Genomic DNA, 19,018 nt, shown 5'->3' with positions numbered 1-19,018 from the left:
TCTTAGATTACCAAAATCATTTTATCGCCGACGAAGTCAAGAGACGGGTTCGAAATTACCGAAAAAAGGTTGTGTCCCTTCTTGGAACCAGGTAAATATTTCGGTGGGAATTTCCTGAATTCCCTATCTTCGATTTATCGCAACTCGAAAGAAATATCCAACCTCATGAAGCTTTCCTTTTTAGATAAACTAAGAAATCAAACTCGTTTCCTGCAATGGAGATTGTTATTGGGATTCTCTTCCCTTACATTGCTCTTAGTCATCGCTAGTATCATAAGCGGTTATTGGATTATCGTTCTCAATCAATCCGGAACCTGGGTAGAACATACTTTCGAAGTGATAGCAAGCATAGACGATTGCAAGAATCTAACTCGTGAAATCGAAGCTACCGATAATTTTAAACAAACCCAAGCGCCCGATAGCACTTGGCAAACCCTGGAAAGAGAGGTCATACGTCTATCCGGATTGGTTCAGGACAACCAAATACAATCCTTAAGAGGAATATTACTGATTTCTCTGGTCCAGGAAGCTAAAAAGAATCCCCGCTCTTTTCATACTAAGAATAAAATGGACGAGTTGTCCGAGATACTTGGCAAAATGGAAGAAGAAGAGTTGCGACTGTTGAAGCAACGTAATTCTTCCAACTCAGCAAAGGGGATTCGGACCGCTTATTCTCTATTTGCTCTAGTCGTCCTGTGCTTTATCATCGTAGGTTTCGCAACTCAGAGATTGAAAAAGGACATAGAGGAAAAGAAAAGAATCACGGATAAATTGGTCGAAAGCGAATCCCGGCTTTTCTCCATTTTGGACAATCTGCCTTCCGCATTTGCAATGTTGGACATAGACGGTAAAGTATTATTACACAATCGCGTCTTTGCGATCAAGTTCCTCTCCGATATCGCCTCAAAGTCCAATATGTATCTAGCCTCGGTCTTCGGAGAGGAAAAAGGCTCCTTTCTATCGAGCATGCTCGCGAGATCCCTTTTCAAGGAAGGTACTTACGACTTCGAATTGGATCTCTCCTCCGGAGGAGAGGAAAGGACTTACCTATGCGTATTAGTTCCCCTCCAAGATTTGGAAGGACAGATTTATGCTATTTGCGGTCTTTTTACGGATATTTCCGTTCGCAAAAACTACGAGCAAGATCTGAAAAAAGCAAAGGAAGAAGCCGAGAGAGCCAACCGCGCCAAGTCGGACTTTCTTGCTATGATGAGCCATGAGATCCGTACGCCAATGAACGGAGTTATCGGAATGACGGAACTTCTGATAGACTCCAATCTTTCCGGTGAACAAAAGGAATACGCGGAAATCATACAGAAAAGCGGAGAAGGACTTCTAAGCATCATCAACGATATTTTGGACTATTCTAAAATCGAATCCGGAACATTGAGCTTGGAGATAAAAGAATTTTCCGTGCTGGAAATCATCGAAGAGACTTTGGATATGTTTCGCTCCAAGGCCGCACAGAAAAAGATCGACCTGGTCCATTATCTGGACCCCAACGTTCCCGAGACGATTTTCTGCGACAATCTGAGATTAAAGCAGATATTGATCAATCTGATCGGAAATTCCATCAAATTCACCGAAGAAGGAGAGATCTTTCTTTCTGCGGAAGTTTGGGAAAAAGACGACTCCAATTACACCATACTCTTTTCCATAAGAGACACCGGCATAGGAATTCCTAAGGAAAAACAAAGCGAACTATTCCAGCCGTTTTACCAGGCGGACAATTCCTCGACTAGAAAATACGGCGGAACGGGCCTAGGCCTTTCCATCTCTTCCCGATTGATCCAAATGATGGGGGGAAGAATTTGGATGGAAAGCGAACCAAGAAAAGGTACGACATTCTCCTTCCTCATCAAAGTGGAAGGTTCTCAGAAAGCGATCTCGAACGAACCGGAAATCAATCCCGCTTTGGAAAACAAAAAGATCCTAATCGTAGACGATAATCCGACCAATCTCAGAATTCTTTCCCATCAATTACAGACGTTGGGGCTCATCACTCTCTCCGCAAAATCCAAGGCGGATGCCATGAGTCTTTTGGATTTGGGAATGATTCCGGATATGGGGATTCTGGATTATAATATTCCGGATAGTTCGGGAATCGAGATCGCCAAGGCGATCCGCAAGGGACATTTTCATTTTCCTATCGTGCTTCTCTCCTCCTCTTTTTTGGATCCGGAAGAAAAGGAAACCTCATCCGGTCTTTTTGCAGGAGAGATCAGTAAACCAGTAAAGAAAAAGGAAATAGAGAGAATCGTAACCGAGATTCTTGCCCAAGAAGCGAGTAAGACTAAAGCGAATACGTTCAATTCTTATCTGGCAAGCCAAAAGAATCAGCTTAGCGGGCAATTTCCTTTTCATATTCTTATCGCGGAAGATAACGAAATCAATCAGACTCTCGCCAAGAGAATCATCCAGAAATTAGGATATGAACCCACGATCGTTCCTAACGGCAAAGAGGTGCTGACTCGACTCAGAGAGCAGAAGATCGATCTAATCTTCATGGATGTACATATGCCGGAGATGGACGGATTGCAGGCCACACAATTGGTCCGAAGCACTTGGCCCATAGAAGAGCAACCTTATATCATTGCGATGACCGCCGCGGCCATGCAGGGCGACAGGGATTTGTGTTTAAGGGCGGGAATGAACGATTATATATCCAAACCGATCGTATTCGAAGAACTGGTCCATGTGATGCGAAAGGCGGGCCAGACCTTATTTCCCGGCTCTAAGGCCTAAAAAATCCCGGACTTCTTCGGTAAGATTGCCGATCTTTAAACAAGGAGTTCCTATTTTTCATGTTCCGGGGAAAAATCGCGACCATCTTGGTTTTATTATTCGTATTATTCTCCTCCGGGGCGAGAGAAAGCCAGGAAAAAGAAACCGAATCCTCGGATACCAGAAAGACCGTTCTCTGGACGGGGCAGATTCTTTCCGTTTATAGAAATAAAGGCAAAGCTAAGATACGTATAGATCGTAATTCCTACTTTGCGGAACGCAGCGAAGAAGAAATCCGAGCTATCCTGAGCGAAAAGGCCTCCCTCCCTTTATTAAGAAAACCTAAGTTAGAAGAAATAGGATTCTTCGAAATAGAGAATATCGAAATAGAATTCGGAACCGTAGGTCGTAAGACTAGACCGATCTCGATAGAACTTAGAGGCAAATTCTCCCTTGCGGAAGGCAATCCGGAGCGATTGATTAGCGCCGGTCTTTTAATCGGAGCGTACGGACAGGAAACTTTCTATAGAGAGCCTACTAGTTTCGACGCCACCGACAATGTTCGGAACCGACTACCGAAAACCATTCTTCATGCAAAAGACGGAAAAGAAATGGTGTTAGTCCACTCCGGATACGATTCCGGCGGAAAAATACTCTATGAACACATGGGATATTTCCTTTACGGACAGGGAAACGATTCCTCCGAAGACAGTTATAATCCCTATTTCGGAAATCCGGAAAGAAGCAACTTAGAGGAATTACCCTCCTTCTATATAGATAAATACGAAGTCACCAATAAAGAATATAATAAATTCTTAAAGGAAACCGGCACACCTGCCCCGCCTCACTGGGAAAACGGGATTTTTCCCAAGGGCAAGGAATACCATCCTGTCACGAACCTGACGTATAGAGAAGCCGAGTCTTATGCAAACTGGGCCGGTAAAAAACTGCCTTCGGAATGGCAATGGGAAAAAGCGGCCCGAGGAACGGGACTCGTGTGGAGACTGCTGAAAAACGAAAGCTACGAGTTCGTCTCCCAGCCGATCGATTATCCTTTCGGAAACGAGTTCGACCCGGAGCTATGCAATACTCGGGAAAGCGGTAGAAAAGGAACGCTTTCCATTTACGATCTTCCGAGCAAGGGCCAAAGTCCTTACGGTGCGATCGGAATGTGTGGTAATGTGGCGGAGTGGACGAGCTCTCCTTACGTTCCTTATCCGGGACATAGACCCCTTACCGGTAGATACGGAAAACACCTGAAAGTCATCCGAGGCGGCTCCTATTCCTTGAGTCGAGAAGAAGCCAAGGCTTACGCCAGGGACTTCGGAGGAATTCCGAATTTGCAAAACGATCGTAAGGCCGGTTTCAGGCTTATTATAGAAGCCAAAAATTGATCTCAGGTCACTCGAGTCTTTAGTAAAATCTTATCCAAAGTCCTCGGAAAAAATCTGTTCAGAAACAAAGCGAACTTCTCCTTTAAACGAGAAGGGACCAATTCTCTTTTCCGATTTTCCATTCCTTTTAGAATCATCTTGGCGACTTTTTCGGGAAGAATCCCGTTTCGTTGTCCCTCGTCCATAATTCCATGAGGTGTCCCATCTCCCGACAACGCTTTGACCGAGATCTCGGTTTTCACGAATCCGGGAGAGACCGTCATAATATGCAGGCCTGTCTTGGCATTCTCCAATCTTACGCTGTCCATAAAAGCTTGGATCGCATGTTTACTTGCCGCATATCCGGAACGGAACTGAGTCGCAAACTTTCCCTGGACGGAGGAAATCGCCACGAAATGTCCGTCGCATTGGCAAAGATCCGCTTCCAATAATTTATAAAGAAGGACCAGAGGAAAATAATTCGTATCCATAAGCGCACGAAATACTTTCAACTCCGCCTCTCCCGCAAGTGCTCTCATCGAAACCCCGGCGCTATGAATGACTCCGTCGAGTCGTTTCACCTTTTTGCGAAATTCCTCCACGCTCTTTTTTAGTTCGGATTCCGAACTGATATCCGTAGGAAATACGAGAATATTTTCCGGACGAATCGCTTTCGATTTTAACTCCTTGAGAGCTTCCTTTCTTCTTGCGATCACTCCGACAATAGCTCCTTTTTTTTCCAATTCGGAAGAAAGCGCCCTGCCTATCCCCGAACTGGCACCGGTGACTAAAAAGACCTTATCTTGGAAAAATGAATTCATGTACGGGCCCGAAAAAGTAGGAAGAAGAATAAGAGAGAATTCCAAAAAAGCAAACGAAAACACCGTAAAATCCTTTCGGCGAATCCTCCCGGATAAAAAAAGGAAAGAGGAGATCCTATGGCGCTATCCCAACTCAAACAAAAGATCCGTTACAAGGACTGCGGTTTCCAGCGCAGATACGAGAGTCGGTATTATTGGTTTCCGGAAGAGAGCCCTCCCACCTGCTTGATAGAAGTCAGTCAAAGGGATCCCTACCACGACATGACTCTATACATGCTCGTAAATCTTGCTACGATGAAAATCATCGACATAGACGTGGAAGAAGATCGGGTTCCTTACGAAACTTGTCCTCATGCAATCAAATCGTATTCGTATCTGATCGGAGAAGATATCTCTTATAATAAGATAATGCGAAAGTTTCCCGAAGACAAGACTATAGGTTGTCTTCATATCAACGAGCTTCTACAAAATGCCGCCCAAAGTTTCTCCTCCGCCTATGCCTTCTTTTTGAAAGAGAGAAATTTTCCGCCCGAGTGGGACGAATACAGAATGTATCAGGGAAATATGGACGCAAAATCCCGCCGGGAAATCGGACGCCATTGGTGGATGAAAGACAAAGGAGTCAGAAATTCCTGCTATAGCTTTTCCGACCGACACGAGACCCAGGAAATCAAACAACAAGTGAAACCTCTTGACAGTATTACTACACTGATGGTAAAAGAATTTCGAAGCGCTCGGACAGACAAAACGGAGTCCTAAAATCCCGAAAATCCGATCCTCACACGCCCGCTTAGCTCAGGGGTAGAGCATTTCCCTCGTAATGAAAAGGTCGCCGGTTCAATTCCGGCAGCGGGCTTCCTTCTTCTCTTTTCGTCTAATTCTAAATCGAATTCCCATGCTAGTTCGCATTCTTCTAATTCCGATCCTTTTCTGCGTTAGCCTGCCCATCCGCTCGCAAGCGCCTTCAAGCTGTGATCCTAAAAACGTATGCACATGGATCGAGACGACGGAAAACGAGAATGCGGTTTTTATCCAGGCCAAATCCTTGCCGGAAGGAACTCATATGACCGTTCATACGAGTGTGGAAGGCTCGGAAGCGGAAACGATTCCTCCTACTCCATTTTCTGTCGTCTTAGAAGGCCCGGAGATCCGAAAACTTTTGGTCCTCCGAAGGAAAGAAGGTGCCGACCCTTCCGGATCGATCCGAATTCTAACCGTTTCCTATTTCGGAAAACTGAAGGCCGAACACGATTCTACCTATACTTATACATTACCGTACGAAGGAAAATCCTGGATCTCCACAGGATATAATAGCGGTAACGATCACAGAGGAGACGCCGCGTATTCCTTAGATTTCACTTTGGCGGAAGGAACTCCCTTACTTGCCGCTAGAAACGGAACGGTTGTGGAGACAGAGGACAAATACACTCTGGGAGAAAAAGATCCCAGTCTCATCGATAAAGCGAATCGAATCGTCATAGAACATCCGGATGGAACCGTCGCCATTTACGGACATCTAAAGCCCCAAGGAGTTCTCGTAAAACGAGGAGATAAGGTAATCGCAGGACAAAGAATCGGTTTCTCCGGAAATACCGGATATAGTTCGGGACCGCATTTGCATTTCGAAGTCTATCGTCCCGAAGAGAATCGGAGAAAGACTTCCTTTGCGACGCCGTTTCTGACCGAGGCGGGAGAAAGCGAATTTTTAACCGAAGAGAATGCTTACTGGTCTCCTGAACAGGAAAGATTTCCCGGATTTCCGATCACGAATGTGAACGGAATCTGTATAGGAAGCAACGAACCCAAGGAAGATCGAACTTCCGTATGCGTCCCTAAGATCAGAACTAAGCGGCCCTTCTACTTGACTTTACCTATTTATAAATCCGGGCCGTATGTTTTCCAAGCCGACTTTATAGGACCGGCAGGAGGAAAACCGATCCTAACCTTGAAGGACAAAATCCCCGCGGGAATCACATCCATCGTTTGGAGAATTCCTCCCCAATCCAAAAGCGGAAAATACAAGATCCGATTCCAATTAGAAGAAAAGGAAATCGGAGAACGGGATTTTCAAATCCTTCCTTGACCTGCTTCTCTCTCCGATCAAAAAGGATCGATCCATGTCTAATTTCGTCGTGATCGGTATCTGTTTCCTTCTCGGAATATTATTCCGATGGAAGGGAAAATTTCCCGCCGATTCTCATAAGGTCATCAATACCTTCATCATCTACGTTTCCCTTCCCTGCATGGAATTTTCTCCATTGCGTCATGCATCTTTAGAAGGACAATTTCTGGTCTTAGCGTCCATGCCATGGCTGCTTTTCGGAGTAGGGCTATTATTCTTTTTCGGTTTGGGTAGAATTTTCCGTTGGGAGACTTCTACGATCGTATGCCTTTGTCTCTGTGCGGGTCTGGGTAATACCTCCTTTTTGGGAATTCCTCTAATAGAATCCTACTACTCGAAAGAGGGACTCTCCAGCGTGCTCATCATAGATCAACTCGGCACATTTCTGGTACTCGCCATTCCCGGAACCTATCTAGGAACTCGTATCATGCATCTAAGGGGAGAAAAACGCATCTCTCTATGGCGGGCGCTTTTTAGTTTTCCTCCATTTCTAGCACTGCTCTTTTCTATCGCGAGCCGTCCGATTCCGGTTCCTTTAGAAGTGGAGAATGCCATATCTCGAATCGGGGATACACTAATTCCTCTTGCCCTTTTTTCCGTCGGATACCAACTTCCCGGTACCATTAACGTCAATTCCGACAAGGCAAATGCCGAAAATTCCAAAGAAGATTTTCGGGCTCCACTTTGGTTCGCTCTTGCGTTCAAGTTACTCTTAGGGCCGATTTTGGTTTGGCTAGGTTATGGAATTTTCTTCCGGCATTTCGGACAAACGATACACTCAGAGTCCGGAAATCTTCTGAGAGATTTTAAGATACTCATCATGGAAGCCGGAATGGCGCCGATGATTACGGGTAGTCTACTTGCGGCAGAATGGGGACTTTCCCCTAGGTTGGCGATTTCCTTACTCGGAATAGGAATACCGCTTTCTTTTCTGACGACTATGGGATTGTATTGCCTCCTGGAGAATTGGGCTTGGACTGGAACGATCTTTTTCGGGCAGTAAAAACGGGAAACAACGGAACTCTTCGCGCTCTTTTAGCCGAGGCCGCAACCAGAGACGGATTTGCGGAAGAATTTCCCGAGCTAAGAGATTCATACGGTTGCGGATTGCTCTACTGGGCGATCAAAGAAGGCAACCGAGAAGCTACCACACTTCTCTTAGAATACGGATCCGATCCCAATGAAACCAGTTCCCGAGGAGAGACTGCTCTTCTTCTCGCGTTAGAATCGGAGAACGAAGAACTCGCAAAAATTCTTTTAGATTACGGCTCTGACCCCGAACTCCGGGATATGGACGGCAATACTCCTTTAACCCGCGGAGTCAGCTCCGGAAAATTGGAAGTGGTCGAAATCCTATTCGATCTTCCCAGTCATGTTCCGGATATAGAGTCCCGAAACGGAGAAGGATATTCTCCCCTTCTTCTCGCGGTCGACCTAGGACATTACGAAATCGCGGAATATTTGGTCGCAAAAGGAGCGGATCCTAAGAAAAAAAATTCGGAAGGCAGAAGCATTCTTCACTTAACCGCTCTGCATAACGATTACGAGATCTTGGATCTATTCTCGGAAAACAAAGAAGTGAGATCCTTGTTGGAAGATCGGGACCAGGATGGTAATACTCCCCTACTTCTGTCCGCTCTTTACGATAGCGTGGAATGTTTGGAAAGGCTCATCAATCTGGGTGCGGATCCCTTGGCAAAGAATCTAAGCGGAAAAACCGCAAAAGAAGAAGCCGACCGAATGAAGTTCCACCATACCCTAAAAATCATAGACAAGGCTACGATCACATTGCTCTTCCGTGCCTCTTCGGAAGGAAATTTGGATATAGTGGAAAAAATTCTAAGCAACGGTTACGATGCGGAAGTAAGAGATATGCTCGGACGCACTCCTCTTTTACTGGCCGTTAAATCGGGAAAGGCGGAACTAGTAGAACTACTTGTGAAGAATGGAGCTTCTCCTTATTCCACGGACAAGGAAGGAAATTCTCCTTTAGCCTTAGCGGAAGTATCGGAAAGCCCTACGATACATCAGATCTTCAAGCCCTTTCTGGACTCCCAGGAAGGTAAATCTTAGGTTAGAGTCTAGTTCTTTTTAGGATACGTTCCAGAAGTTCGTCAGGATCGCCGCTGACGTCGATCCAATCTCTGGTCTGGGAGTCCAAGAATCCTTGGTCCACCATATGGTCCATTTGGGCCAGATGAGAATCGAAGAAACCGTTCACATTCAATAAACCTATAGGTTTGGAAAGAACTCCCAATTGGTTCCAAGAAGTCACCTCCACCAATTCTTCCAGAGTTCCTATGCCTCCCGGCAAGGCGATAAATGCGAAAGATTTTTCATACATGAGAAGCTTTCTTTCGTGCATTGTGGGAACTAAGATCAACTCGGTAATCTTTTTGTGAGCGATCTCCTTATGAGAGAGAAACTCCGGTAGCACTCCTATCACCGTGCCGCTCTTTTCCAAGACGGAATCCGCTATGGCACCCATCAGTCCGGAAGTGGCTCCACCGTAAACCAACCCGATTCCTTCCGAGGCTAAAAGATGACCGAGGTATTCGGCCGCCTGCAAATAACGCGGGTCTTTTCCCGGACGGGAACCGCAGAAGACGCAAATAGCTGGTTTCATTCTGCGTCAGAATGGGGTCTCATTTTGGGCTGGCAACCCGATTAATAGAATTGCGGGCTTTCTTTATCCAGAAGAATATTTCGATCCCCTTCGTTATCCACCGGATCGGGATGGATCAGAACTTCCGTATAAGGAAATTCCTGTTTTAATTCATCCATGACTTCTTCGAGAATGAAATGAGTCTGTTCCAAAGTATAACTCTTAGGAAGTTCCAAATGGACTTCCAAAAATTTTCTTTCTCCGGCGGACCTCGCTCTTAGATTATGATAACCTATAATTTCGGCGGATCTTTTTTCCAAGATTTGCAGAAGAACGTCTCTGTAATCGTCCGAAAAATCCCGGTCCATCAGCACATCCAGACTACCTTTAAAAATACGGATACATCCGATCGCCAGGTAAGCGCACACGAAGACTCCTGCAAGAGGATCCAACCAAGTCCATCCGGTAAAATACGCCAAACCGAAAGAAACCAGAATCATAAGATTTCCCAAAAGGTCCGAAAGATAATGGAGACTGTCCGCCTCTATCAGTAAGGAGTGAGTCTTGCGAATCACTGTTCTTTGGAATAAAACGAGAGCGCCCGTAACGATCAAAGAAACGGACATGATGATCATACTGGTAGCTTCGGGCAGGAAAGACTCTCGATTCGCAGTAGAAACGATTGTCTTATATAACAGCCAGAGAACGGAACCTAAAATAGCAACTGACTGAAAGAGCCCTCCTAAAGCCTCCGCTTTCCCGTGGCCATAACGATGATTCGAATCCGCAGGGCGACTCGAAATATATAAAACATATAGGTTTACGGAAGAACTTAAGAAATCCAGAGCGGAATCGAGTCCGGAGGCGAGAAGAGCCACGGAGCCCAAAGAAAATCCGAAAGATAATTTCAAGCCGGCCAAGAAGAAGGCCACAAATACGGAAACTCCTCCCGCAAGTACCTTCGAATGGGAGAAGCCGGAAATCATACCCCAAGAGTCGTTTTTTCCTCGGAGACTTCCTCCCTTTTTTCTTTTTTCGTATAAAAAAGAATTGGAGTCTTGCGTCCAAGATACTTAGTCTTTTCGATTACGATAAATCGGGAATGCGATTCGCATTCTCATCTTTATCGTCATGCGAATATTCTCCGATCGATTCAAGCGAGGTTGATTTTGAAAACGATTCCAGGGTCCCCCACTTTCTTAGTCTTAATTTTAGCGATTCTACTTTTCGCCTCTTCCCTAACGGCACAGTCGAACGCAAAACTTCCGGATCCGGATCTTCTAGAAAAGGAAGCGGACGAACTGGAATACCAGGCAGGGAAATCCCAAAACCAGGCGGAAAGAAGAAGGCTAGCACTGCAAGCCGCGGAAAAAAGAAAATTGGCGGTAGATACCCGAAACGAAATGCACGATCGGGAATTGCAGAAGCCTTACGACAAGCCCACTTTCGAATTCCAATTCGGAGCGCTACATTCCACTTGGGAATCGGAGGCTTTGGCAAGAAGCAAAAACGTAGGATTGAATTCTTACAATGCCTTCCTAAATTATAACGGAACCTATCAAAATGCCGCCGCTTCTGCTAGCGGTTCGGGACTGAATCCGAATCTATTAAACGATAATCTTACCTTATATTCCAATCCTCAAGGAAACACGAAGACCGCATTTCCGGTTCGAGTCACATATTTGAATCAATCCAAGTCCTTCGGTATAGAATTGAATTATTTGGATTTGAAGATGCGCCCTTCTTATACGAGTGCGGACGTGGTTCCCAATCTATCCGCTTTGGCTCCGGTGCAGTATCATTCTCAGGAATACAGAAGGCAGGACTATTCTCTTAATTTCGCCTGGTACATGGCAACCGCAACGGGAAGAATCGGACTAGCGGTAGGAGCCCGGAATCTGGATATCAGCTCCAAAGAATACGGAAATATTCCCGGGAATTACGGATACGGTCGTTCTTCGGAAAAAGCCGGTGGATTGGGTCCGCAAATCGGTCTTCGCATCTTTAAGAATTTCAGCGCCAATTTAGTCGGTCATTTTAGAGCGGACTATTTCCGAACCCTAGGGCATTACGATCGAACGACGGAAGGTGTTTTAAACGGAATCAACGGACCGTATATCTTAAACACTTCTCCACTTGGTGGCTTAAAGGAAAACGTAATCAGCAGAACGGGATACGAAATCGATACAGGTATCTCCTTATTACGTACACGCTGGTTAAAGTACACTTTGGGATTCCAATTCACGGAATTGATTTCGAAAGTATCCGGGTACAATTATAATCCGACCGTATTTCCGGGAGCACCGGGAGACGTTTTATTTCTAAACCAATTCTCTAAGCCGTTAGATCAATTCGCGACCGGCTCCGCCCTCCAAAAAGAAGTACATGATAAATTCTACGGATTTTATCTAAGCGTTTCTTTGATTCTGTAGTAAGAAGGAAAATCCGCTCCCGTGATTCCGAGAGCGGAGGAAAAAGATTAAGCTGCTTGAGGGGAAGTAACGAATCCCGATCTTTCCAAAAGATAGAAGGTTCCGAATAATGCGGGAATATAAACCGCGTCGCCCAATAGAGCGTATTTAAAGAAAGGCAGAGCTGCAACATAACAAGCGACAAAACCGTTTCCATCCAAGGTGTACATTCCGGAAGTCAGCCACACGAAGAAATTCGTAACGATAAAGAAGGTTACCGAACCCAAGAAACCTGCGAGTCCGAGAGAGATCGGATTCAATCTCTCCTTCAGATACATTCCCACAACTGCAAAGAGCAGGAACAATCCGTAAACGACAGGCATTAAGTCATGTAGACCGATCCATAAGTCGCTTAAGAACATGATACCCATAGGCAATCCTAAAGCGAGCCAACGATTGGAGAAATATACTCCTGCGAATAAGGAGATCGCTAATACCGGAGTAAAGTTCGGTAAATGGGGAAGGAAGCGGCTGATAACGGCAACCGAGAGTAATACGAATGCTACTAAATTTCTTGATAGAGCCATGATAGTTCTTGGATCCTTTAAACCGGATTTTAACACGGATCTCAAAGAATCGCAAGAGAACGAATTGAAATCCGGATTTTCGGATAGATTCGACCCGGAAATCCTATCGTCAATCTTCATTTACGGGAAAAAGAGTGGGAATTCCCACAGACGGAACAAGCCTAGTACTAAATGAAGGCACCGAATCCGAACGATTATCCCGGTTATCTTTCCTATCTCCAAGACATAACCGCTAAACTTAGAAGTCCGGAAGGCTGTCCTTGGGATAAGGAACAGACCCATCTCACTCTCATACCTTATCTGATCGAGGAATCCCAAGAGACCGTAGAGGCTCTTTTGAAAGGGGACGACGAGCATAGCAAGGAAGAATTAGGAGATCTCCTTTTTCAGGTAGTACTGCACGCCCAGATAGCTTCGGAAAGAAGAGCGTTCGATTTGGAAGATGTCGCCAAGGACGTTGCCGAAAAATTAGTCCTACGTCACCCTCATGTATTCGATCCGGAAACCGGAAAGATAGGTTCCGCCGACGAGGTGGTCGCCAACTGGGATTCATTCAAAGAAAAAGAAAAACAACTAAGAAATAAAAAAACGGACTCTAAGAAATCCATCTTAGCAGGAGTACCGGAAACGTTTCCTTCCCTTCTAAAAGCGGAGAAATACCAAAAGAAAGCCGCTAAATCGGGCTTCGATTGGGAGAACGTAAAAGGGGTCGAAGAAAAGCTCATCGAAGAGTTGAACGAATTCTTAGAAGAAGTTCGTGCGGTCGAGGATCCTTCGGCAAATCAGGTTCGGATCGAAGAAGAATTGGGAGACCTTCTCTTTACGATCGTGAATCTGGCTAGAAAATTAGGAATCTCCTCGGAATCGGCCCTCACTAGAACGAATACGAAATTCAAAAGAAGAATAGAATATATCGAATCCGAACTTTCTAAATCCGAAAAGGAATTCTCGGAGACACCTCTCTCAGAATTGGAAATATTATGGAACCGCGCTAAAACTTCCTTAGGAAAGGGATCGGCGGATTCGATCCAAGAAAAACAATATGCGGTCTCGGACCTGATAAGAGGATTATCCTCTTACTTCATATGGAAAGAAATTTCAGAATCGGATTGGCCGAAGTCTTTCCTCTTCTCACATAAATCCAAAGAATATAAACTCGTATTTTCCGTATTCGGATCCATGACTCTGATCCCCGATTCCGACCCTTGGGGAAGAAAAGGACAGCCCATATTCTATTTGAACCTAACCGAATCGAATCGAGGAACTTGGACCGATTTGGACGGATCGGAATACGGCAAAGCCGACTCCATTTACGACGCAATTCTTACATCTATTGATATCTATCAAAAAGGAATTTTGAAGTCCAAGGGATAGAATTAAGACACAGGTTGGTTGCAAAATTCCTTATTTTTGATATCGATTTAAAGGGGAGCTTTTCTCTTTCTCTCCGTCTCTCAATAATATGGAAGCTAACCGGGAGCGTATTATTAAGGCGTCAATCATGGATACCGCTCCTTCTTCTCATTCAAAAAGATTAAAGATACTGATCGTAGATAGCGGTAAAGTTACCCGTAATATCATCGCCTCCGAGTTCCCCTCTTCTCAATTCGAAGTAAAGGAATTGGCCAACGTGGAAGAAGCCGGTCGATTGGCTATGAAAGAAGAATTCGATCTGATCACCTTAGGGATCCATCTGGAAGGCGGGACGGGATTCGATTTATGCAGAAGAATCAGAGGATTCGAAAAAGACTCCAGGAAATACGCGTCTTCTTCCGCCAGAATCCTGTTCGTTACTTCAGATTTTACCGAGAGAAATAGGATTCACGCCCATGATTCGGGCGCGGACGGATTTATCGAGAAGTCCGTCGACCTGGCCTTTTTCAAGGCGTCTATTGCCGCTATTCTCCAGGATCTTCTACAGGAGAATAGTTACAAAATGGAATTTAGGCAAAAGAACCGACCCTTAACGAATCGAAAGATTCTCATCGTAGACGACTCGGAACTCAATCTAGTATTATTCCGTAGATTATTGGAATTGCAAGGTGCGGAAATACAAACCGCAGTCTCCGCAGAGCACGCCTTACGGATTCTGGAAGAGAATCCGCATAAGGTCTCCGCAATCTTTTCGGATCTATACATGCCTAATATGAACGGTGATGAACTCTGCAGAATCATCCAAAGTAAGACCGAATTTTTCGGGATGAAATTAGGGATCACCACCGCCGCAGACGAATCCTCTTTGTCCGATCCGTTCCCGGAAGGAGTTCGTATCTTTTCTAAGCCATATAAGATCGAAGAAATCGTTTCGTTCCTTACGGAATTCTAACCGTCTTTATCAGAGAAATTCTATACCGACCAATACGTCCGGATGGCATTCCTTTCTGATATCGCCTTCCATCTTAGGTAATTTGGAATACCAGGTTTTATCCTCGTATTGAAGGTCCATCCAATAAAAGTATAGATTTGCTTCTCCCAACTCGTTCTCTATCTTGATTTCCGAAAAATCCTTTCGGATATCTCCGAATCTTTCGAAGGTCTCGTTGGTTTTGGTCTTATAATGCACTTCCCAGGGTTCTGCCTTGAACGGAGTGCCTTGGGGATTCGGTTTGCCCTGCTGTAATTTCCAAGTCTTGATCAGTATCTTGGATACATCCTCAAACTTTAAAGTTTTAGAATATTGAATATTGTCTCTTTTGTGCTTGAAGGAGAATTCCTTGGGAGCGGATCTCCAAACACCCTGGATCGTTCTACCGTCGCAAAAATAGGCTTTGATTTTTACGCCTTCCGGCTTGCTTGAAGAATTGCCTGTTTGGGCGTCTCCCCTTGCGTCCAGGCCAGGTTCCTGGGGAAGACTAGGCTCCTTAGGTAAAGGCACCTTCTGACCGAATATCGATCCGAAGGAGAATAAAAAAAGAAGGAGCCAGATCCGGCTCCTCCCTATTTTTCGATTAGGCTTCATAAACGAAAAAATCAGCCTAAACGCTTTTGGATCGCCTCCATGAATTGGAAGGTATCCAATTCTTTCGGGCCTTTGGTTGTGGTTAGTAAGACCAAATCCTTGGTCATCTCTCCGGCTTGGATCGTATCGATTACGGCCTTCTCTAATTTTTGAGCGAACGCAACCACATCGGGAGTTCCGTCCAATTCTCCCCTCTTGGCCAATGCTCCCGTCCATGCGAAGATAGAAGCTACCGAGTTGGTGGAAGTGGTTTCCCCTTTTTGGTATTTACGATAGTGACGAGTCACGGTTCCATGAGCCGCTTCGTATTCGAATTTTCCATCCGGCGAAACCAGAACGGAAGTCATAAGACCTAAAGATCCGAAACCGGATGCGACCATATCCGACATCACATCTCCGTCGTAGTTCATTAATGCCCAAAGCATTCCGCCCGGATTCTTAACGATCTGAGCGACCGCGTCGTCGATCAAATAATACCAATATTCGATACCGGCGGCTTTCAATTCTGCGGCTCTTTTTGTGGAAACTTCTTCGAAGATCGCACGGAAGCGAGCGTGGTATTTTTTAGAAATGGTATCTTTAGTCGCAAACCATACATTGATTTTTTCGGAAATCGCGTAATTGAAGCAAGCTTCCGCAAAGCTGTAGATGGATTTGTCCACATTGAACTGACCCATGACTACTCCGGGTCCGTCGAAATCGTTGATAGTGACTCTTTCTTTTTCTTTTCCGTCTTTTGTAGTAAATACGATCTCTACTTTTCCGGCTTCCGGAATGTATAATTCGGTGTCTTTGTATAAGTCGCCGAAAGCGTGACGTCCAACTACGATCGGTTTTTCCCAGGATCTAACTCCGGAGGGAATATTATTTACGATGATGGGCTTACGGAAAACGGTTCCGTCCAGGATGGAACGAATGGTTCCGTTCGGAGACTTCCACTCTTTTTTGAGTTTGTATTCCACCACGCGGTCTTGGTTCGGAGTTATGGTAGCGCACTTGACCCCTACTCCGTATTTTAAAATCGCGTTTGCGGAATCGACGGTCACTTTGTCGTCGGTTTTGTCCCGATACTCGACGCCTAGATCATAATAATCTAATTCGATATCGAGATAAGGATGGATGAAACGATCCTTGATTTCTTTCCAAATAATGCGTGTCATCTCGTCCCCGTCGAGTTCGACGAGGGGAGTTTTCACCTTAATCTTAGCCATTGGATGCTCCTTAGAGTTTCGGATGAATTGCAGGTTAAACCTTAGGTTTTTCCATTCTCCGGGAACTTAGGACTTCGGGAAAGAAGGATTCTCCTTAATTTTCAGGATTCCGTTTCTGAGATAGTATAGGTTTTGGGTGGAGAAATAATTGATGGCAACGGGAAGGGAAACGATTCCCAGGACGGAAAAATACCTGTATTTCAAGGAGTCCTTCTGGCTCAAACCATGGATCGATTTTTCCAAACGGAGTAGGATCTTTTTCCACCTTTGTAGAGTGGGAAGAATACTAGGATTGCAACCTTCGAAGTAAATACCCTCTGCGGAGCTGACCACTACGTCCTTTAAATGGCTGGGAAGAGGGGGAGAACCGAACAAATCCCGGACCTTTACCAGATCCTTTTCTACATCGGCTTCGGTTTGGCGTGGAATGGGTAAAATCGCGCTGATTCCTACGGAAACCGGCAGGGATAAACGGAAAAGAAAATCGGAGGCTACGATGGAATTGAGGTATCTTCTGACTGTTTCTCCCAATGCATCGGTATGATCCAATTGGGCATCACTCAGATCCTTTACGGTTTGTATCGTATATTGGCTGAGCTTGATCTTTTCGGTCCAGAACAAGCCCAGTAATTCCGTTTCCATGTGAGTAAAGTGTACATTTTTTCCGTTCCTTTTTTTGGCAATCTCTATCTTTGGATTGAAAACGGACAGATATAGAAAGACGATCCGTTAAGGGACCCTTGAAAGATCGCTTTTCGTTTCGTTAACGGTCCTCGCAAATCAATTCGATCAAATAGCCGTCCGGATCTTCGAATATTAAGTAGAGAATCTTTCCCTCTTTTCTCGCTTCGTATTCCATTTTTTGTTCCAAAAGTTTCTTCTCCACGGAATAGAAACGGTCAGTGTCCACTCGGAACGCGAAATCGCAACCGGAGGAAAAGGACGATATCTTAGAATCCTTCTTCTCTCCATAGATAGCGATGTTAGAGTTTCCGATTCCCAAAATTTTTAACGCACGTTCCCCTTCTTCCGATCCGGAAAGCTCGAATATATCTTTATAGAAATTCGCACTTACCTCCGGATCGCGGGAAGTAATTCCGATATGATTCACCTCTAAAAACATGAACTACTCCTTAAGTTCCCGATCCAACTGATCGAGTTTTTCCTGCAACTTCGCTCGCATTCTCTCCTTCATATGACGTTTCCAATGTCTTCCGCGATGACGATGGTGACCTCCTCCGAACCAATGTCCTCCCTTAAAAAGCAGATGAGAAAGCGCGAGCAATCCGACCGCCTGCCAGTAATTTATCTGCTTGATTCCGAAAATTTCGGGCAATAGCCAGTTCCATAACTGCCAAACCGCATAAGACAATCCTAAAAAGAATGCCGGAATCACGAACAGGATCAGAAATACTTTTCCTATTCTGAATTTTACTTCGTTCATATCTCTCATATATATTCCCCCTAAACTAAAATTCTTCCAGAAAGAGAGTCTTAAGATCCTTCATCCGTTTCGCCAAAAAATCCTTAGCGTAGGATTTTCTTGCGGACAGTGTTCCTTCGGGAACTCCAGTCGCTTCCGAAATTTCACGGAAGGACTTTCCCTCGAAAACGTTGCTTACGAAGGCGGACCTTTGTTCCGAAGGAAGTTCCTCCAAGGCAATGGAGAGTTCTTCCATTAAAAGATTCTGATAGAACTCCCTTTCCGGACCTGCACTCTGGTCCGGCAGAACTTCTTCCATGCTGAATTCCTTCTCGATATCCGAGAAAGAATACCGACTCGCCTTTTTACTCCTATACCAGTCTCCTACCTTATTGCGAAGAACGGAATATACGTAAGCGAGCAAGTATTCGATCGTGCCCGCCGAGTCCAGCTCGGTGACTGCGGCCAAAAAGGATTCCTGAAGAAGGTCTTCCGCTTCCTCCGGATCCGCCACTTTAGAGCGAACCCAGGCGAGAATCTTATCCCTCTCCTTTCTGTATATGCCGTCCAAGGATCCCAAATCTTTACTCTTTCCTCGGAGAAGTAGTCGTAGCCGAAGGAATTTCCTTGGATTTTTTTTCGGCTAAACCGCTCGGAACGGAAAAAAAATAATCCAGAATGGCGATAGATAAAAGGGCGTTTGTTCTGATACGGAGAATACCAGCATAATGATTCCTCGTGTAGAATAAGAAAGTCCCTACTAAGAAAGGAATTTCCTCCTA

At 45.1% G+C, this 19,018-nt stretch carries 19 protein-coding genes and 1 tRNA gene; 10 read left to right on the top strand and 10 right to left on the bottom strand.

Annotated features, from left to right (window positions below):
* The first annotated feature begins 165 nt into the window (after nucleotides 1-165).
* Nucleotides 166-2,745, top strand: coding sequence for a response regulator (locus LEP1GSC061_RS16475; protein WP_040509326.1), 2,580 nt, complete (start codon nucleotides 166-168; stop codon nucleotides 2,743-2,745).
* Between the two features lie 59 nt (nucleotides 2,746-2,804).
* Nucleotides 2,805-4,118, top strand: a complete 1,314-nt coding sequence (locus tag LEP1GSC061_RS16470; protein ID WP_016546140.1) for a formylglycine-generating enzyme family protein — start codon at nucleotides 2,805-2,807, stop codon at nucleotides 4,116-4,118.
* A gap of 2 nt (nucleotides 4,119-4,120) precedes the next feature.
* On the opposite strand, the gene LEP1GSC061_RS16465 is transcribed toward LEP1GSC061_RS16470, so the two are convergent.
* A complete protein-coding gene (locus tag LEP1GSC061_RS16465; protein WP_016546101.1) occupies nucleotides 4,121-4,918 on the bottom strand; it encodes an SDR family NAD(P)-dependent oxidoreductase in 798 nt (265 codons plus the stop codon).
* A gap of 117 nt (nucleotides 4,919-5,035) precedes the next feature.
* Here LEP1GSC061_RS16465 and LEP1GSC061_RS16460 point away from each other — a divergent pair, with 117 nt between their 5' ends.
* The 5 genes from LEP1GSC061_RS16460 to LEP1GSC061_RS16440 all read left to right on the top strand — a co-directional run bounded on the left by LEP1GSC061_RS16460 (nucleotide 5,036) and on the right by LEP1GSC061_RS16440 (nucleotide 9,113).
* Nucleotides 5,036-5,677 (top strand): DUF2889 domain-containing protein, encoded by a 642-nt coding sequence (locus tag LEP1GSC061_RS16460; protein WP_016546202.1) that lies wholly within the window; start codon nucleotides 5,036-5,038, stop codon nucleotides 5,675-5,677.
* A gap of 25 nt (nucleotides 5,678-5,702) precedes the next feature.
* Nucleotides 5,703-5,774, top strand: a tRNA-Thr gene (locus tag LEP1GSC061_RS16455).
* 39 nt (nucleotides 5,775-5,813) lie between these two features.
* Entirely contained in the window at nucleotides 5,814-7,001 is a 1,188-nt protein-coding gene (locus LEP1GSC061_RS16450) for a M23 family metallopeptidase (protein WP_016546091.1), read from the top strand.
* 34 nt (nucleotides 7,002-7,035) lie between these two features.
* Nucleotides 7,036-8,043: an AEC family transporter gene (locus tag LEP1GSC061_RS16445; RefSeq protein ID WP_016546606.1), complete on the top strand. Its 1,008-nt coding sequence runs from the start codon at nucleotides 7,036-7,038 to the stop codon at nucleotides 8,041-8,043.
* Complete coding sequence (locus tag LEP1GSC061_RS16440) at nucleotides 8,013-9,113, top strand: ankyrin repeat domain-containing protein (protein WP_016546515.1); 1,101 nt, start codon at nucleotides 8,013-8,015, stop codon at nucleotides 9,111-9,113. Before LEP1GSC061_RS16445 ends, LEP1GSC061_RS16440 begins: the two co-directional genes overlap by 31 nt.
* A 1-nt stretch (nucleotide 9,114) precedes the next feature.
* Here LEP1GSC061_RS16440 and LEP1GSC061_RS16435 read toward each other — a convergent pair whose 3' ends face one another.
* Both LEP1GSC061_RS16435 and LEP1GSC061_RS16430 read right to left on the bottom strand, forming a co-directional pair.
* Nucleotides 9,115-9,666, bottom strand: coding sequence for an LOG family protein (locus LEP1GSC061_RS16435; protein WP_016546041.1), 552 nt, complete (start codon nucleotides 9,664-9,666; stop codon nucleotides 9,115-9,117).
* 41 nt (nucleotides 9,667-9,707) lie between these two features.
* On the bottom strand, nucleotides 9,708-10,631 hold the full coding sequence (locus LEP1GSC061_RS16430; RefSeq protein ID WP_016546827.1) for a cation diffusion facilitator family transporter: 924 nt from the start codon (nucleotides 10,629-10,631) through the stop codon (nucleotides 9,708-9,710).
* A gap of 183 nt (nucleotides 10,632-10,814) precedes the next feature.
* Between LEP1GSC061_RS16430 and LEP1GSC061_RS16425 the strand changes: the two genes are divergently transcribed.
* Nucleotides 10,815-12,077, top strand: a complete 1,263-nt coding sequence (locus LEP1GSC061_RS16425) for an LA_2444/LA_4059 family outer membrane protein (protein WP_232218496.1) — start codon at nucleotides 10,815-10,817, stop codon at nucleotides 12,075-12,077.
* A 47-nt stretch (nucleotides 12,078-12,124) separates the two neighbouring features.
* Here the strand turns inward: LEP1GSC061_RS16425 and LEP1GSC061_RS16420 are convergent, their stop codons facing one another.
* Nucleotides 12,125-12,643, bottom strand: a complete 519-nt coding sequence (locus LEP1GSC061_RS16420) for a DUF6580 family putative transport protein (RefSeq protein ID WP_040509319.1) — start codon at nucleotides 12,641-12,643, stop codon at nucleotides 12,125-12,127.
* Between the two features lie 171 nt (nucleotides 12,644-12,814).
* Between LEP1GSC061_RS16420 and mazG the strand changes: the two genes are divergently transcribed.
* On the top strand, nucleotides 12,815-14,017 hold the full coding sequence (gene mazG / locus LEP1GSC061_RS16415; RefSeq protein ID WP_016546217.1) for a nucleoside triphosphate pyrophosphohydrolase: 1,203 nt from the start codon (nucleotides 12,815-12,817) through the stop codon (nucleotides 14,015-14,017).
* Nucleotides 14,018-14,144: 127 nt separating this feature from the next.
* Nucleotides 14,145-14,969, top strand: a complete 825-nt coding sequence (locus LEP1GSC061_RS16410; protein WP_016546386.1) for a response regulator — start codon at nucleotides 14,145-14,147, stop codon at nucleotides 14,967-14,969.
* A 9-nt stretch (nucleotides 14,970-14,978) separates the two neighbouring features.
* Here LEP1GSC061_RS16410 and LEP1GSC061_RS16405 read toward each other — a convergent pair whose 3' ends face one another.
* The 6 genes from LEP1GSC061_RS16405 to LEP1GSC061_RS16380 form a co-directional block, all read right to left on the bottom strand.
* On the bottom strand, nucleotides 14,979-15,602 hold the full coding sequence (locus tag LEP1GSC061_RS16405) for a hypothetical protein (RefSeq protein WP_016545981.1): 624 nt from the start codon (nucleotides 15,600-15,602) through the stop codon (nucleotides 14,979-14,981).
* Between the two features lie 11 nt (nucleotides 15,603-15,613).
* Entirely contained in the window at nucleotides 15,614-16,813 is a 1,200-nt protein-coding gene (locus LEP1GSC061_RS16400) for an NADP-dependent isocitrate dehydrogenase (RefSeq protein WP_016546815.1), read from the bottom strand.
* 66 nt (nucleotides 16,814-16,879) lie between these two features.
* Nucleotides 16,880-17,455 (bottom strand): hypothetical protein, encoded by a 576-nt coding sequence (locus tag LEP1GSC061_RS16395; protein ID WP_040509025.1) that lies wholly within the window; start codon nucleotides 17,453-17,455, stop codon nucleotides 16,880-16,882.
* 121 nt (nucleotides 17,456-17,576) lie between these two features.
* Nucleotides 17,577-17,936, bottom strand: coding sequence for a VOC family protein (locus tag LEP1GSC061_RS16390; protein ID WP_016546098.1), 360 nt, complete (start codon nucleotides 17,934-17,936; stop codon nucleotides 17,577-17,579).
* A gap of 3 nt (nucleotides 17,937-17,939) precedes the next feature.
* A complete protein-coding gene (locus tag LEP1GSC061_RS16385) occupies nucleotides 17,940-18,257 on the bottom strand; it encodes a hypothetical protein (RefSeq protein WP_232218495.1) in 318 nt (105 codons plus the stop codon).
* A gap of 25 nt (nucleotides 18,258-18,282) precedes the next feature.
* Nucleotides 18,283-18,816: an RNA polymerase sigma factor gene (locus tag LEP1GSC061_RS16380; RefSeq protein WP_016546816.1), complete on the bottom strand. Its 534-nt coding sequence runs from the start codon at nucleotides 18,814-18,816 to the stop codon at nucleotides 18,283-18,285.
* Between the last annotated feature and the right edge of the window lie 202 nt (nucleotides 18,817-19,018).

The organism is Leptospira wolffii serovar Khorat str. Khorat-H2 (assembly GCF_000306115.2).
GTDB classification, from domain to species: Bacteria; Spirochaetota; Leptospiria; order Leptospirales; family Leptospiraceae; genus Leptospira_B; species Leptospira_B wolffii.
The sequence above is the reverse complement of the archived record's forward strand: the minus strand, read 5'-3'. Positions and strand labels throughout refer to the sequence as shown.